Origin of the sequence: Acinetobacter sp. ASP199 (assembly GCF_022700675.1) — a bacterium.
Lineage (GTDB): Bacteria > Pseudomonadota > Gammaproteobacteria > Pseudomonadales > Moraxellaceae > Acinetobacter.
In genome coordinates, this window is record NZ_CP062182.1 from 1,151,460 (window position 1) to 1,166,284 (window position 14,825).

At 42.5% G+C, this 14,825-nt stretch carries 13 protein-coding genes and 7 tRNA genes; 16 read left to right on the forward strand and 4 right to left on the reverse strand.

Going from position 1 to position 14,825, the window contains the following annotated elements; all coding sequences use genetic code 11:
• The first annotated feature begins 12 nt into the window (after nucleotides 1-12).
• From purF to IHE35_RS05375, 6 genes are all read left to right on the forward strand, one after another.
• Entirely contained in the window at nucleotides 13-1,548 is a 1,536-nt protein-coding gene (gene purF, locus IHE35_RS05350; RefSeq protein ID WP_242789622.1) for an amidophosphoribosyltransferase, read from the forward strand.
• An 88-nt stretch (nucleotides 1,549-1,636) separates the two neighbouring features.
• Nucleotides 1,637-3,526 carry a M48 family metalloprotease gene (locus IHE35_RS05355; RefSeq protein ID WP_242789623.1) on the forward strand — a complete coding sequence of 630 codons (1,890 nt, stop codon included), beginning with the start codon at nucleotides 1,637-1,639 and terminating at the stop codon, nucleotides 3,524-3,526.
• A 188-nt stretch (nucleotides 3,527-3,714) separates the two neighbouring features.
• Nucleotides 3,715-4,362 carry a hypothetical protein gene (locus tag IHE35_RS05360; protein WP_242789624.1) on the forward strand — a complete coding sequence of 216 codons (648 nt, stop codon included), beginning with the start codon at nucleotides 3,715-3,717 and terminating at the stop codon, nucleotides 4,360-4,362.
• Between the two features lie 6 nt (nucleotides 4,363-4,368).
• A complete protein-coding gene (locus IHE35_RS05365; protein WP_242789625.1) occupies nucleotides 4,369-5,334 on the forward strand; it encodes a D-glycerate dehydrogenase in 966 nt (321 codons plus the stop codon).
• 89 nt (nucleotides 5,335-5,423) lie between these two features.
• The gene (locus IHE35_RS05370; RefSeq protein ID WP_242789626.1) at nucleotides 5,424-6,866 is read left to right on the forward strand and encodes a M48 family metalloprotease; all 1,443 of its coding nucleotides are present in this window, start codon (nucleotides 5,424-5,426) and stop codon (nucleotides 6,864-6,866) included.
• A 114-nt stretch (nucleotides 6,867-6,980) separates the two neighbouring features.
• Nucleotides 6,981-7,337 carry a hypothetical protein gene (locus IHE35_RS05375; protein ID WP_242789627.1) on the forward strand — a complete coding sequence of 119 codons (357 nt, stop codon included), beginning with the start codon at nucleotides 6,981-6,983 and terminating at the stop codon, nucleotides 7,335-7,337.
• 91 nt (nucleotides 7,338-7,428) lie between these two features.
• Here the strand turns inward: IHE35_RS05375 and IHE35_RS05380 are convergent, their stop codons facing one another.
• Both IHE35_RS05380 and rpsU read right to left on the reverse strand, forming a co-directional pair.
• Nucleotides 7,429-7,875, reverse strand: coding sequence for a GatB/YqeY domain-containing protein (locus IHE35_RS05380; protein ID WP_184104853.1), 447 nt, complete (start codon nucleotides 7,873-7,875; stop codon nucleotides 7,429-7,431).
• Nucleotides 7,876-7,909: 34 nt separating this feature from the next.
• Nucleotides 7,910-8,125 carry a 30S ribosomal protein S21 gene (gene rpsU / locus IHE35_RS05385; protein WP_001136722.1) on the reverse strand — a complete coding sequence of 72 codons (216 nt, stop codon included), beginning with the start codon at nucleotides 8,123-8,125 and terminating at the stop codon, nucleotides 7,910-7,912.
• 146 nt (nucleotides 8,126-8,271) lie between these two features.
• On the opposite strand from rpsU, the gene tsaD reads away from it, so the two are divergent.
• Complete coding sequence (tsaD, locus tag IHE35_RS05390) at nucleotides 8,272-9,288, forward strand: tRNA (adenosine(37)-N6)-threonylcarbamoyltransferase complex transferase subunit TsaD (protein ID WP_242789628.1); 1,017 nt, start codon at nucleotides 8,272-8,274, stop codon at nucleotides 9,286-9,288.
• A gap of 38 nt (nucleotides 9,289-9,326) precedes the next feature.
• On the opposite strand, the gene IHE35_RS05395 is transcribed toward tsaD, so the two are convergent.
• Both IHE35_RS05395 and IHE35_RS05400 read right to left on the reverse strand, forming a co-directional pair.
• A complete protein-coding gene (locus IHE35_RS05395) occupies nucleotides 9,327-9,572 on the reverse strand; it encodes an EexN family lipoprotein (RefSeq protein ID WP_242789629.1) in 246 nt (81 codons plus the stop codon).
• A 192-nt stretch (nucleotides 9,573-9,764) separates the two neighbouring features.
• Nucleotides 9,765-10,637 carry an ATP-binding protein gene (locus tag IHE35_RS05400; protein WP_242789630.1) on the reverse strand — a complete coding sequence of 291 codons (873 nt, stop codon included), beginning with the start codon at nucleotides 10,635-10,637 and terminating at the stop codon, nucleotides 9,765-9,767.
• Nucleotides 10,638-10,827: 190 nt separating this feature from the next.
• On the opposite strand from IHE35_RS05400, the gene IHE35_RS05405 reads away from it, so the two are divergent.
• The 9 genes from IHE35_RS05405 (at nucleotide 10,828) to IHE35_RS05445 (ending at nucleotide 14,770) form a co-directional block, all read left to right on the forward strand.
• Nucleotides 10,828-12,345, forward strand: coding sequence for a DUF3336 domain-containing protein (locus tag IHE35_RS05405; protein WP_242789631.1), 1,518 nt, complete (start codon nucleotides 10,828-10,830; stop codon nucleotides 12,343-12,345).
• The gene (locus tag IHE35_RS05410; RefSeq protein ID WP_242789632.1) at nucleotides 12,335-13,138 is read left to right on the forward strand and encodes a protein kinase; all 804 of its coding nucleotides are present in this window, start codon (nucleotides 12,335-12,337) and stop codon (nucleotides 13,136-13,138) included. The genes IHE35_RS05405 and IHE35_RS05410 overlap by 11 nt, the downstream gene beginning before the upstream one ends.
• Nucleotides 13,139-13,245: 107 nt before the next feature.
• Nucleotides 13,246-13,330: transfer RNA gene (locus tag IHE35_RS05415), tRNA-Leu, on the forward strand.
• Between the two features lie 35 nt (nucleotides 13,331-13,365).
• Nucleotides 13,366-13,439 (forward strand) — tRNA-Trp (locus IHE35_RS05420).
• 39 nt (nucleotides 13,440-13,478) lie between these two features.
• Nucleotides 13,479-13,563: transfer RNA gene (locus tag IHE35_RS05425), tRNA-Leu, on the forward strand.
• Between the two features lie 476 nt (nucleotides 13,564-14,039).
• A tRNA-Leu gene (locus tag IHE35_RS05430) sits at nucleotides 14,040-14,125 on the forward strand.
• A gap of 327 nt (nucleotides 14,126-14,452) precedes the next feature.
• Nucleotides 14,453-14,537 (forward strand) — tRNA-Leu (locus IHE35_RS05435).
• Nucleotides 14,538-14,572: 35 nt separating this feature from the next.
• Nucleotides 14,573-14,646, forward strand: a tRNA-Trp gene (locus tag IHE35_RS05440).
• Between the two features lie 39 nt (nucleotides 14,647-14,685).
• Nucleotides 14,686-14,770 (forward strand) — tRNA-Leu (locus IHE35_RS05445).
• Nucleotides 14,771-14,825: the final 55 nt, after the last annotated feature.

Here is a 14,825-nt window from a genome sequence, read left to right on the forward strand (position 1 = left end):
TGCGAGGTTGCTATGTGTGGAGTGGTTGGTATTGCTGGTAAATCAGCTGTTAACCAAATGTTGTTTGATGCATTAACGATGTTACAACATCGTGGACAGGATGCAGCTGGGATTGTAACTTGTCACGAAGGCCGCCTGTTCCTTCGTAAAGATGTAGGTATGGTACGTGATGTGTTCCATACACGTCATATGCGTGCTTTACGCGGTAACTATGGTATTGGTCATGTGCGTTACCCAACAGCAGGAACGTCAAGTAGTGCAGAAGCACAGCCATTTTATGTGAACTCACCTTATGGGATTACCTTGGCGCATAACGGTAACTTAACCAACGCTGAAGAAATCCATGATGACTTATTCAAAACTGACTTACGTCACATGAATACCGATTCAGACTCAGAAGTTTTGCTGAACGTGATGGCACATGAATTGCAAAAGCAAGGTCACCTGCAAGTAAGTGCAGAAGATGTATTTCATGCTGTGACACGTGTGCATGAGCGCTGTAAAGGTGGTTATGCTGTGGTTGCAATGATCACAGGCCAAGGTCTTGTGGGCTTCCGTGATCCAAATGGTATTCGTCCACTGATTTACGGTTCACGCGAAACTGAAGAAGGTATGGAATATATCATCGCTTCTGAATCTGTAGCGATTACAGCATTAGGCTTTAAAGTTGAGCGTGATATTGAGCCAGGTGAAGCCGTATTTATTGATGAACAAGGCAACTTCTTCACCAAGCAATGTGCAGAGAATCCTGAATATCGCCCATGTATCTTTGAATATGTGTATTTCGCGCGCCCAGATGCCACCATTGACGGCATTTCAGTGTATAAAGCCCGTCTGAAAATGGGTGAGAAGCTGGCGCATAAAATCTTGCGCGAGTGGAGTGATGAACATGATATCGATGTAGTCATTCCAATTCCGGATACATCACGTACTTCTGCGCTTGAACTGGCAAATACGCTGGGCGTGAAATTCCGTGAAGGCTTCATGAAAAACCGTTATATCGGTCGTACCTTCATTATGCCAGGTCAGCAACTGCGTAAAAAATCAGTACGTCAGAAGCTGAATCCGGTTGAGCTGGAATTCCAGGGTAAAAACGTTCTATTGGTCGATGACTCAATTGTTCGTGGTACTACCTGTAATGAAATCATTCAGATGGCACGTGATGCTGGTGCGAAAAAAGTATTCTTTGCGTCTGCTGCACCAATGGTGAAATATCCGAACGTGTATGGTATCGATATGCCAGCCAAATCTGAGCTGATCGCGTCTGAACGTAGTGTTGAAGAAATTCGTGAAATTATTGGCGCTGACCGTCTGATTTTCCAGGATCTGGAAGATTTGAAAGATGCGGTACGCACCAAAATTGTACCGAATCTGCGTGAATTCGACTGTTCTGTATTTGACGGCGTATATGTGGCTGGCGGTATTGATGAAGCATACCTTGACCAGTTACAGCGAAAGCGTAATGATGGCGCCAAAAAAGGGGATAAGTTTATTGATGTGAATATCGATGCAGCATCAGTAGACCTGACGGGCGTGCGCGAAGTCTAAGTCTTTAAAATCATGAAAAAAGCGGGAATTTCCCGCTTTTTTCATTTATGATTGGGCAAAGCTAGAACAATGTGATCAGGGTGAAGCATTGAAAAGCGTAGGATATGCGTTTATCAAGAATAAGAATATGCTATGGCCAGCCAGTGTCTGTCTGATTGCTGTGCTATTGACGATAGCAATTATTAATATTGTTGTCGGTTTATTGGTCTATTATTTTGATCCTGCTCAATCTATTTATTGGCATGTGCTGAGTCCTTATTTAATCGCTTTGGTTAGTTCGATCATGGTGATGTCTGTACTCTATGAATTTTATGTCTTTCGTGCTGGTGGTTATTCTTTGGCACGGCAGATGGGTGCACGTCGCCTGAGTCTGATTGAAAGCGTACCGGAAGAAAGCATCGCGCTGAAGATTGCTGAACAATTGGCAGATACTTTTCTTATTGAGCCTCCTGGGGTGTATGTTTTGCCTGATGAGGTCGGGGTTAATGCACTGACGGCTGGTTTTAACCCGGGCAATACTGCCATTATTCTGACTTGGGGTGCATTGCAGAATCTGGATGAAATTGAATTATATGGTTTATTGAGCCATGAGTTTAATAAGATTCTTTCTGGTGAAACGGCAGAAAATACCCGTCTCAAGATTCTCTATAGTAGCCTGACCACTTTTAGTCAGTGGGGCAGTAAGATTGCCAAACGGGGATTCTATCGAAATGGCATGCCGGCAGAAAACAAGTTTGAGACTCTGTTTGTTGGTATTGGTGCGGTGATCTGGCTGGTTGGTAGCCTGGGCGTGCTGATTACCCGTTTCATTAAATATATTTCGCTCGGTGGCAGAACTTTCAAGAATGATCAGAAGACCCGTCGCCTGATTCAGAATGATGCCAATATACAGACCTTGCTGCGGATTTATGTGCATCACTCCGGTTCACAGATTCATAGCGAATATGCCGAGTCGATTTCACATATGTGTTTTGCTAACTCACTCAGTCAGCAGAACTGGCTCAATATCCATCCAAGTATTGAGCAGCGAATCTATGAATTGAACCCATCCTTAATTCAGGATCTGCAGCTTGAAAACCTGAAAAAACTGCAAAATCAGCCTTTATTTAGCCTATTTCGATCACTTGAAGAAATGGCGGTCACAAGCGCAGCTGCCTGGAGTTCGCCGCAGCCATTGCCTTTACTACGTCTATCTCCGATCAGCTTTGCGATTAAGGATGCCGTTAAGCCGCTGAATCCGGAGAATCGTGCCAATACGCCACGACCAGAACTAGTTGAACGTGCATTACAAACTGCAACTGGGTCGCGAGAGGTTATGGTTGCAATCCTGATGATCCGGCAATATCGGGAATTTATTCCCACCGATGCTGAAGTCAGCCGGGCGATTGTAGATTCATTGTTAAACCTGGACGGGCGTGTGCATATCTCGATTTTTCAGCAAGCCTGCAAAAATATTGGTGGCATGCCGACCACGGTGGCGAGACAATTCGTGATGAAGCTAGCACGGATTATTCAGGAAGATGGTGAAATTGGCCTGTTAGATGCCTTGTTGCTTGAATGTGTGAAATATGAACTGAACTTACTCCCAGCACATACCCCGACTGCACTGGAAGAAGTTAAACCGCAAATTGTGCGCCTGATAGATGCATTGCTGCATGTACAACAGATCAATAGTGATAATCAGCTGGACGTGCGTGAACGGATTTTAAAACGTATCCTGACTCAAAAAGAACTGGAAATGTATACTGAGATTTCAGATGAGCCAATTGATCTGGCTGAAATCTTAAATGATATTTCAGGGCTGCTCTTACGTGATCGACTAAGTATATTGGGAATTGCAGAAATCTGTCTCTGGAATGACCGGATCATCACTCAGGATGAATTTGACGTGATGGAATTATTGTACTGGCGTCTGGGTTTCGAGGTGGATGAAATTGTGGATCAGATGCAGAAAAAAAACAGCATCATGATTATTTAATCCAGACTTGAAAGAGTTGATCAACTTACGCATGATCTTAAATAGTGTTTGAACTTGCATATAGAGAATTACTTACATCAGATTCGCTACAAATCAATTGTAATGTGTAGTGAAAAAACCGAAAAAGTTCGGCAAAGGAAGTGGAATCCCGCTAAAATATTCAGCCTGAAATAGGTGATGAAGACAAGATGATAGGGCATCAGCGTGACATATTGGCGACACTGGGAATTGATATCTGGATTCCTCGGGCGGAGCTGTGTCAATCGCATCAGCCGGCGCTGTGGCGTGATCAGTCACAACCTGAAGTCCTGAGTGAAATTATCCTGCCTGAGCTGAAAGCTGAAAAATCAGTTATTGAGCGTTCAGTAGTTCCACTAGAAGAAGTACCTGCACAGATTGTTGCAACGCCAACAATGGAAATACAGCCGCAGCCAGAACAGGTGCTTGAGCTTCGTGAAATTGTTGAGATCGCACCTTTTAGTCTGCAGGCATTAAGTCTTGCACACTGTACCCTTGTCATTGATGCCACCACCTTGACTGAAGATCAGCAATTGCTCTGGGCCAATATCCAACGTGCGGTGTTATGTGAGTTTGCAGAACTGAACTGGCCATTCCCTTGGGATAATGTACAGGATGGACGTGGTGTAGAATCTTATATCCAGGGCTTTCTGGATGGCATGAGTCAAGATAACAATATTATTTTCCTTGGTGCTGTTCCTCATCTTTCAAATAGTAAAATTACCCAGTTGGCCTCCCTGCAGGAGATGCTGGATCGGCCAATCCTTAAAAAGCGACTCTGGCAGTTTATGCAAAGTAGGCCTGTCAGTATGGAATAAATAAGCATGAAGCAAAAAATTGTTGTATTTAGTCAAATTCATCCAGAGATTCAAGCCAAACTTGAACAACAATATAATGTGGTGTATATCCAGCCTAAACTGGGTAATGTCAATCAACAGATTTTGCAGCATGTACAAGATGCAGATGGCATGATTGGTGCAGGACGACTGCTCAATCGAAATAATCTGCAAACTGCGGCTAAACTAAAAATCATCTCCAGTGTCAGTGTGGGTTATGACAATTATGACCTTGAATATTTAAACGAAAAGAAAACTTATCTCACGCATACCCCGCATGTGCTGACTGAAACTACAGCTGATCTGGCATTTACTTTACTCATGGCCGCAGCGCGTAAAGTAACTTATTTAAATCAATGGACCAAGCAAGGACAGTGGCAGCGTACCGCCAGCGAAACACAGTTCGGGGTGGATATTTTTGGCAAGACTTTAGGAATTATTGGATTAGGTCATATTGGCGCAGCGATCGCGCGACGTGGCTTTCATGGCTTTAATATGAATGTGCTTTATCATAACCGTCGTGAAAAGCTGGATCTGGCGCAAGGCTTAAATGCAGAATATTGTGATTTAAAATCCTTATTACAGCGTTCTGACTTTGTAGTAGTAGCGGTTGACTTGAATGTGGATTCCAAAGCACTCGTTGGTGCAGAAGAACTGGCATTGATGCAGCGGCATGCGGTCTTTGTGAATATTTCGCGCGGCTCGGTTGTTGATGAGCAGGCACTGATTCAGGCTTTAAAAAATCGTCAGATTTTTGCCGCAGGGCTGGATGTCTATCAAAAAGAGCCATTGCAAGAATCAGAGCTGTTTAAACTTGATAATGTGATTACCTTGCCGCATGTGGGTTCGGCAACTGCGCAAACACGTCAGCGTATGGCAGAACTGGCATATCAAAACCTGATGGATGCTTTGCAAGGACGTGTACCACGCTATGTGGTTAACCCGCAGTTTTAATAATATTAAATAACATTTCCTTGCGTTTATGCCCTTTTTTCAATGGTATATTCAAGCAGGTTTCGTAATCAGGCTTAGAGATTTATTCATTGAAACGTTTGGTTTTGGCTTGTGGATTAAGCGCATGTATGGCAATAGGGCATACCGCTTCCGATACTTTTAACATTCAGTCTAGTCAGTTTACTGTTCCAGAAATTGGAGCAGGTGTGGGGCTGATAGATCAGCAAAAAGAGCGCATGATTGGTGAAAAGGTTTATCGTCAGGTACAGAAACAGTTACCTGTGGTGCAAAATCCCTGGATGGAAGACCAGTTATTTTCAGTGTTTTCACATATTCTCAGTCAGACGCAATTGCAACAGCCAATCGGGCTGGTGGTGGTTAATGATCCTCAGATTAATGCCTTTGCTGTGCCTGGTGGCTTATTTGCCTTAAATATGGGATTACTCAATTCAGCGCGGAATATGGATGAAGTGGCCGGTGTGATGGCGCATGAAATTGCACATGTCACACAACGTCATTACAGTCGATCCCAAGAAGCATTTAAAGGACAGGGATTATTGGCACTTGCGGGAATCTTGGTCGGAGCCTTAGTGGCATCGCAAGCAGATGGCGATGCGGGTGCAGCCGTAATGATGGGTTCACAAGCAGCCTTGATGGATCAGCAGCTTTCTTATAGTCGTAATCAGGAACGTGAAGCAGACCGGATCGGCATGCAGTATATGTATGCCTCGGGCTATAACCCGCAAAGCATGGCTGATTTCTTTGAGGTGATGCATCGTTCCACCAGCCGTTTAAGCTTCTTGCCAGATTTCTGGTTTACTCATCCCTTAACCACTGAGCGTATGAGTGAGGCGCGTTTACGCGCCAATCAGATGCCAAAAGTTAAACCAAAACTGATTGACCAGAATTTTGAAATTATTCGTTGGTATAGCAAAGTACTGTCTCGCCAGACGACTGAGCAGCAGTTAAAGATTTTAGCAGGACAAAACAGTTTTGCAGGGCAATTAGCGCTTACTGCTTACTATCTGCAACAGGGTGATGAGGGTAATGCACAACAGGCATTAGATCAGGCAGAAAAGCATAATCAGATTCATCCTTTGCTGGTGCTCTTTCAAACAGATATTTATCTCGGAAGAAACCAGTTAGAACCAGCTTTGCGTAGTGTGCGTTCTGCAGCATCTATCATGCCGGAAAATCGGGCACTTAATTATAAATATGCAGAAGTCCTGATCCGTATGAAGCAAACCGATCAAGCCAAGATGATTGTGCAGCGTTTCCTGAACGCCAATCCACGCGATTTAAGTGCCTGGCGCTTAATGCTGTCAGCAACCAATACCGAGCCAGCATCTGAGATTAAAACGATTAATGTGCTGCGTTACCGTGCTGAAGTGCAGTATTGGACAGGAAATGAAGAAGCGGCCATTAAATCCTTACTACATGCACAGCGAGTCAGTAAGGGGAATCAATCACTGTCTGCAGGTATTACCCAGCGTTTAAGGCAGATGCAGCAGGAACGAAAATACAAGATTTAATCATCTAATAAAAATTACTTGCTAAAGCTGTGATCTGGATCAATTTCACTGCTTTATTTCGACCTTGGCATAGACTATGCTGAGTTGCAAATGAAAGCACATGAGAAAGCATGAATGAAAAGAATAGTGTTGTGTCTGTTTTTGGCTTGGGGAATGTCACATGGCTATGCAGCAAGTACCAAGGATTATGTGCGAGCGGTCGAGCGTATCAGCGATGAATATCACCAGCAATCAAGAAATTTTCTGCGCAGTTTAAATCCGCAGCAACAGAATTTAACCGCGGTACAACAGGTGGAATTTTGTGGGATCGTAGGGCGCTATGTAGATCAGCTTTATCAGGCAACCGATAAAAATCGTGATGCACTAGACTTTCAGCTGCAGAAAATGACGCGTCAGGATATTGTGGATCAGGTGAAATCTTCAAAAATGATGCAATTATTGCAAAGTAAAAATGTGAATTGTAATTTGTGATTTATTGAAATTGAAAAATAGATATTCGAGTTGCTAAGAACTGGCTAGGAATTAAGTCAGTTCAACGCAAATAGAGATTTAAAGCGGGGGATTATGCCAGTTTAGCTTTAATTTTAGCTGAAACTTGTGCAGGATCGGCGCGCCCGGCTATGAGCGGACGCAGAGAATTCATCACCTTACCCATATCTTTCATGCTAGTAGCTTCTTGCGCTGTAATCGCTTGCGCAATGATGGAATCAAGTTCTTCCTCAGTCATAGCTTCTGGTAGAAATTGAGATAAAACCTCAACTTCGGCTTGTTCCTTACTAGCTAAATCTTCTCGACCAGCACCTTCGAAGGCTTTGATCGATTCTTTACGTTGTTTAATTTGCTTTTCAATGACCGCAAGAACCTGAGCGTCGTCAAGTTCTTTGCGCTCATCGACTTCGATTTGCTTAATTGCTGCCTGAAGACTACGTATTACCGTTAACTTAGACATTTCTTTAGCACGCATTGTTGCTTTCAAAACTTCAGTTATTTGGTTTTTTAAAGTAGTCATTTATTTAGTCCAGGCAGTCAATCACAAATTAATCTTAGTAAAGGCGAGTAGTACGTACTGATTCGCGAGCCAGTTTCTTCTGGTAGCGTTTAACAGCAGCAGCTTTTTTACGTTTACGTTCTTGAGTTGGTTTTTCGTAGAATTCACGTTTACGAACGTCAGCAAGAACGCCCGCTTTTTCGCATGAACGTTTGAAACGACGGATAGCTACGTCTACTGGTTCGCCTTCTTTCAATTTAACTTGTGGCATGAAGAATCCTCATTAAGTTATGGATAAGATCAGGGCCGAATTGCCCTTGATCACAAGTGAAGGTCAGTATTTTACTCATTTACATCTCATATCACAAGTCTATAATAGTTGTCGCAATTGATTTGATACAGGTTATAGGCAGTTTAATGATCGTTTTAGGCTTAGAAACATCGTGTGATGAAACAGGACTCGCGCTTTATGACAGCGAACTGGGTTTACGCGGCCAGGTTCTGTACAGCCAGATTAAACTGCATGCCGAGTATGGTGGTGTAGTTCCTGAGCTTGCCTCGCGTGACCATGTGCGCAAGCTGATTCCGCTTATGAATGAATTGCTTGAACAAAGCGGCGTTCAAAAATCTGAAATTGATGCAGTGGCATATACCCGTGGGCCGGGTCTGATGGGTGCATTAATGACGGGGGCTTTGTTTGGTCGTACTTTAGCCTTTGCACTGAATAAACCAGCCATTGGGGTACATCATATGGAAGGTCATATGCTGGCACCATTACTTTCGGCAACGCCACCGGAATTTCCGTTCGTGGCACTTTTAGTGTCAGGTGGTCACTCGCAGTTGATGGCGGCTTATGGTATTGGTCAATATGAATTACTCGGTGAGTCGATTGATGATGCGGCTGGTGAAGCTTTTGACAAAGTCGCGAAGATGATGGGTTTGCCATATCCGGGTGGTCCGAATATTTCCAAACTGGCTGAACAGGGTGATCCAAATGCTTTTGCTTTCCCGCGCCCAATGCTGCATCAAGGGTTGGAATTTTCATTTAGTGGTTTAAAAACTGCGGTTTCTGTGCAGATGAAGAAATTGGGTGAAGAAAAACGTGATGCGGATATCGCTGCAAGTTTCCAAGAAGCGATTGTCGATACACTGGTAAAAAAATCAGTAAAAGCATTAAAGCAAACTGGCTTGAAGCGTCTGGTGATAGCCGGTGGTGTGAGTGCCAATAAACGCTTGCGTGAACGTTTAGAAATAGATTTAGCGAAAATCAAAGCGACTGTTTATTATGCAGAACCAGCACTCTGTACCGATAATGGTGCCATGATCGCCTTTGCCGGTTATCAACGTCTGAAAGCAGGGCAACAAGATGGGCTTGCAGTGACAACGACACCACGTTGGCCGATGACAGAATTGAGCAATCCAACGGAAGCTTAATTTTCAGTGGATATAAAAAGAGGCAAAAGCCTCTTTTTTTAATTGAGTAAACCTTTGGTTAAGTCATTCAACATGCCATTCATCACAGCCATGCCCGCATTGTTGCAGTTTGCTTTGAATTTCTCGTTGACTTCTTTACCTTTATTGATTTCTGTTTCACATTTTTCTAGGACTTCTTTTGCTTCATCCAGGTTTTCTGCATAATATTCTTGAGTTTTGACCTTGGTACAACCTGTCAATGCGAGTGCTAAACAAGATGTTAGGATAAATGTTTTAATTTTCATGAAGATAAACCGTTATAAAATAAATTGAATAAAGGATTTTATGGGCTGGGGTGTATAAAATCTACAAATTTAGCTAAAGTCTAACTTTTTAAATTATGCTTAATAATCAAAGGCGAAGGATGAAATATCGCTCTATATTTTATTCAATATCAAAAGTAGCCATCATTTTAGTATGATGGCTTATGCAAGGAATTATAGAGATTTAAGTTGCTGCGAACCAATCCAGTGTTTAGAGAACTGATAGGCTGCACGACCTGAACGTTGACCTCGACCTTGGCACCAACGCAAAGCTTCAGCGCGAGTTTCTGTGTTGAGTTCCATGCCTGCCTGTTCTAGATAATGTTCCACAATTTCAAGATATAAGTTTTGATCCATCGGATAGAAAGATAACCACATACCAAAACGGTCTGATAAAGAGATTTTTTCTTCAATCGCTTCTTGAGGATGTAATTCAGTATATTGCGGAACATCTACTTTAGTAACGGGCGTATTTTCATGCATAAACTCAGGTAGTAAATGACGACGGTTACTTGTTGCATAAATCACAAAATTGCTGGAACCAGATTGTAGTGAACCATCTAATACGCTTTTTAAGCTACGGTAGTTTTCATCTTCAGCATTAAAGGCCAGGTCATCACAATAGACGATGAATTTCTCTGGACGATCAGCTATCAGTTTCTGGATTTCTGGCAAATCTGATAAATCATCACGTTCAATTTCAATCAGACGTAAGCCTTGATCTGCATATTCAGTCAGTAGGGCACGGACAATAGAAGATTTACCTGTACCACGCGAACCGGTGAGCAGGACATCATTGGCAGGCAGGTCATTTAGAAATTGCAAGGTATTCTGAATCACTTTCTCTTTTTGTTTTTCAATACCTTTCAAATCAGTCAGCTGGATCGCTCTAAGCTTATGAATTGGCTTGAGTTGACCATCTTGCCATTTATAGGCATAAGCAGAGAAATCCGGTACGGTTTTAACTTCCGGCAGGCTTTGCTGAAGCTGCTGAAGAACAGTGGAAAGGGCATTTAAAATATTGTCAGGTAAATCAATTGTGGCCATGATCTCAGATTAGGTATTTAAATTATGCTCATGATACTACCACTGTAAAAAACGCAGTCAAAGCTAGAAAAATGTGATAATTTGCCAAAGAAAGGAGATTTTCGCTATTGTCCCGTACATATGATCTGTTTAATTTAAATATGTTACAGATCTTGTGGCGTCAAAAATAAACATAAGGATCACGCATAGCATGTTGTTAAAAGATTTTACTCATCAGATGAACCCTCATCAGGCTTATCGCATCAAAAAATTAAAGCAACAATTGCAGACTGCGGAAACTTATGAGGAGTGGGAATTCATTGCGTTAAAACTGGATGAAGAATCGGGTGCGCAAGAATGGAAACTTGACAACTCTTCCGATTATTTTGATGCAGAAGTGATCTCTCACCGTCTTGGCAAGTTGCGCCGCTATCGCATGCAAAAGCGTACCCGTGATTTGATGCATATATTGCGTGAAGGGCTCAGTTATGACATTGCCAATATTGCTCATCCTTTACTGTTTATAGAAACGTATGTTGGCACTAAAAAAATTATTGAAGATTATGTTGAGGAAGTCAGTAAAGGACTGGCTTATATCGCTTCGCAAGAATGTGAGTGTCTGACGCTTGAAGAAAAAATAGAATATTTCGAACGTTGCCAGCGTGCGTATGGTCAGCCAGCGCTGATGTTTTCTGGCGGTTCAACGCTGGGACTCTTTCATACCGGTGTGTGTAAGGCACTCATGGAACAGGATTTGATGCCGAAAGTGGTATCCGGTTCAAGCGCTGGTGCCATCATGACGGCCATGCTCGGGGTATCTAAGCCCTCTGAATATCCCGGTATTCTTCTAGGACATAATTTCTTTAATGAGGCCTTTCATTTTCGAAATTTCCGTGAGCTGATGAAGGGTAATGGCGGTCTTGCAGATGTGAAATATCTAAAAAAATTCCTGATCGAGAATTTAGGTAATCTCACTTTTGATGAAGCACTCAAAAAATCAGGTCTACATATTAATGTAGCCGTTGCACCTTATGATGCGACTCAAGATGCGCGGATTATGAATGCTTATACTGCACCGGATCTATTGGTCTGGAGTGCAGTACTCGCATCCTGTGCTGTACCGATTCTATTTCCACCGGTGCGTCTGACCAGTAAACGGAATGATGGCAAATTCACGCCCTATATGTCTTCAACGCGTTGGGTCGATGGTAGTGTACGCAGTGATTTTCCACAGGAGAAAATGGCACGGTTGTATAATATTAACTATACCATCGCCAGTCAGGTGAACCCGCATATTGTGCCTTTCATGCAGGATGATGCAGCCCGATTCCGTAAAGATATGCTGAGCTGGCCGCAGAGAATTGCACGACGTCAAGGTAAGGTGTTTGCCAAAGGCATGATGGACTTTACCCGTGAGCGTGTGGGGAGTGTACCACCTGTACGCCGTTTGCTGGATCATGGTTATGGCGTAGTCGATCAGCGTTATTATGGTGATGTGAATATTGTCGGCAAATATGGCCTGCGTCATTATACTTATATGTTGCAAAATCCGCGGCCACACCTGTTTAAAATCCTGCAACGTGAAGGCGAGCGTGCCACCTGGCCGAAAATTTCCATGATTGAAACTCAGGAGCGGGTAGGGAAAACCATCCAGCATTGTCTGGAACTTTTAACCTATCAACATGCACCTGAACAGCAGCAAGAAGAATATATTCCAGTTGATATCTAGTCGTGATCTAAACCAGATACAGTTTGATTTAAACACCAAGCCGCGAAGTCTGGCTTTTGGCCGTCGACTCTATAAAGGCAGCTTGGGTGGAGAAATATACTGGCTTAAGGTGCAAGCGCAAAATTCAACTGTACATAGTCAGCATGGTTTTGAAAATGAATTCGGTTTTTATCAGGATTTATCTCATTATTCACAAACCAAATTTCTGGTGCCGCATCTACTGATTAATTCAGAGATCGCTATTAGTGGTGAAACTTTTCAGCAGGGGATCTTGCTACAGGATTGTCCTTCTCATTTTTCGATTCATCCGGCTGATTTGAGCCCTTTCGAGATTAAGACACATTTGCTTGCAGCCTTAAATGCTGTGATACAACTATCTCAATGCGGCTATCTGCATCATGACTTAAAAGCAGAACATTTTGTCCAGTTCGATGGTCGAGTCTGTCTGATCGATTTTGAACAGGTACGTCGCTTATCAGATGAAGCGCCTCGAACCTTGGATGCAACACCACGTTATATGGCGCCAGAATTATTTCACGCCGAAGCAAAAACGATTCAATCGGATATTTATGCCTTGGGAATTATCTGGCTGGAATGGTTAACTCAGTCACGACTCAGTGCTGGAAATTATGAGGACTGGGCTTATTTGCACTGTCAGCGGTTGGAAATTAAGCTGCCAGACAAATTTAATTTTTTTGAAAGCTTATTGGAAGGCATGCTTAGTAAGCATAAGTCGGCCCGATTTTCTGATTTTAAACAGATCAAAGCTGCTTTATTAACTGTAATCGACTGATAAAAATACAAAAATCAACACTTTGTTTTTTATTTAATCAAACGACAAGCGTTTTATGAAAAAGTTCTTGTCAGGCCAAAATGATCTCTATAATATACACAGCCATCGGGGACGTGGCGAAATTGGTAGACGCACTGGATTTAGGTTCCAGCGCCGCGAGGTGTGAGAGTTCGAGTCTCTCCGTCCCCACCAAATTTACTTATGAGAATGAGTAGAGATGGCCGAGTAGAGGATTGGTGTAATGGTAGCATGACGGTCTCCAAAACCGTTCGTCAAGGTTCGAATCCTTGATCCTCTGCCATTAAAGTTTGAGAAATCCAACGATAAGTTGGAACCCGATGGGGACGTGGCGAAATTGGTAGACGCACTGGATTTAGGTTCCAGCGCCGCGAGGTGTGAGAGTTCGAGTCTCTCCGTCCCCACCACTCAAAAGAGACAAGGTTGATGCCTTGTTTTTTTTTGCCTGAAATTTGATGGCAAGCTTTCCTCTCTAATTCAGTCTTTAAGAGAATACTGTTCTTCTTCATTCTATAGGAATCATTCAAAGAAAAACTATAAAGAGTTTAAGATATTGCTTTTGCTCACTTTGAGATTAGAAAAGAGGAGCTGTTAGCTGGTTTGTATAATAAATCGGGTTTATAAAAACAGTTAAGCTTTATTGAGTCATTTTAAATTGACAGTGATTTGTCATCGCATTACTGCTTATGAAAGAGCATTTAAAAAAGACGATCTACAAAATGTGAATGAATAACAATTCTTGGTTGAAATTGCTGTTATTTTTTAAAATCTGATCATCAAAATGCCTAGATGAATTAATTGCTTAATTTTTGATTAAATAAGGCTTTATTGCTTATTTAAGCGCTTGTCAATAAAGTCTGATCTCTATAATATACAGTTCAGCGGGGATATGGCGGAATTGGTAGACGCACTGTGTTCAGGTCGCAGCGCCTTCTGGGCGTGAGAGTTCGAGTCTCTCTATCCCCACCAAATTTAAAGAAACAAGGTTTGATGCCTTGTTTTTTTTTGCCTGAAATTTGACAGGGTAGATGAATAGGCCCGTGTTAGACCAGATAATTTGAATTATAAAGAAACTTTTGACTTGCTATTTATAGAAGTGAACGAGCGGGCAAGGCAGACGAATGATCTCAATGATTTAATTGATAGAAAAAGAATAAAAAGGGCTCAATTTTCTGTATTAATTTGATGAAAAATAAAAAAATACATTTAACCGCTTAATTTATAGCAGATTAGGCTTTAATTGCTTGCAAAATGGCTTGTCAAAGGGAAATGATCTCTATAATATACACAGCCATCGGGGACGTGGCGAAATTGGTAGACGCACTGGATTTAGGTTCCAGCGCCGCGAGGTGTGAGAGTTCGAGTCTCTCCGTCCCCACCAAATTTACTTATGAGAATGAGTAGAGATGGCCGAGTAGAGGATTGGTGTAATGGTAGCATGACGGTCTCCAAAACCGTTCGTCAAGGTTCGAATCCTTGATCCTCTGCCATTAAAGTTTGAGAAATCCAACGATAAGTTGGTACCCGATGGGGACGTGGCGAAATTGGTAGACGCACTGGATTTAGGTTCCAGCGCCGCGAGGTGTGAGAGTTCGAGTCTCTCCGTCCCCACCACTCAAAAGAGACAAGGTTGATGCCTTGTTTTTTTTTGCCTGAAATTTTATAGCCA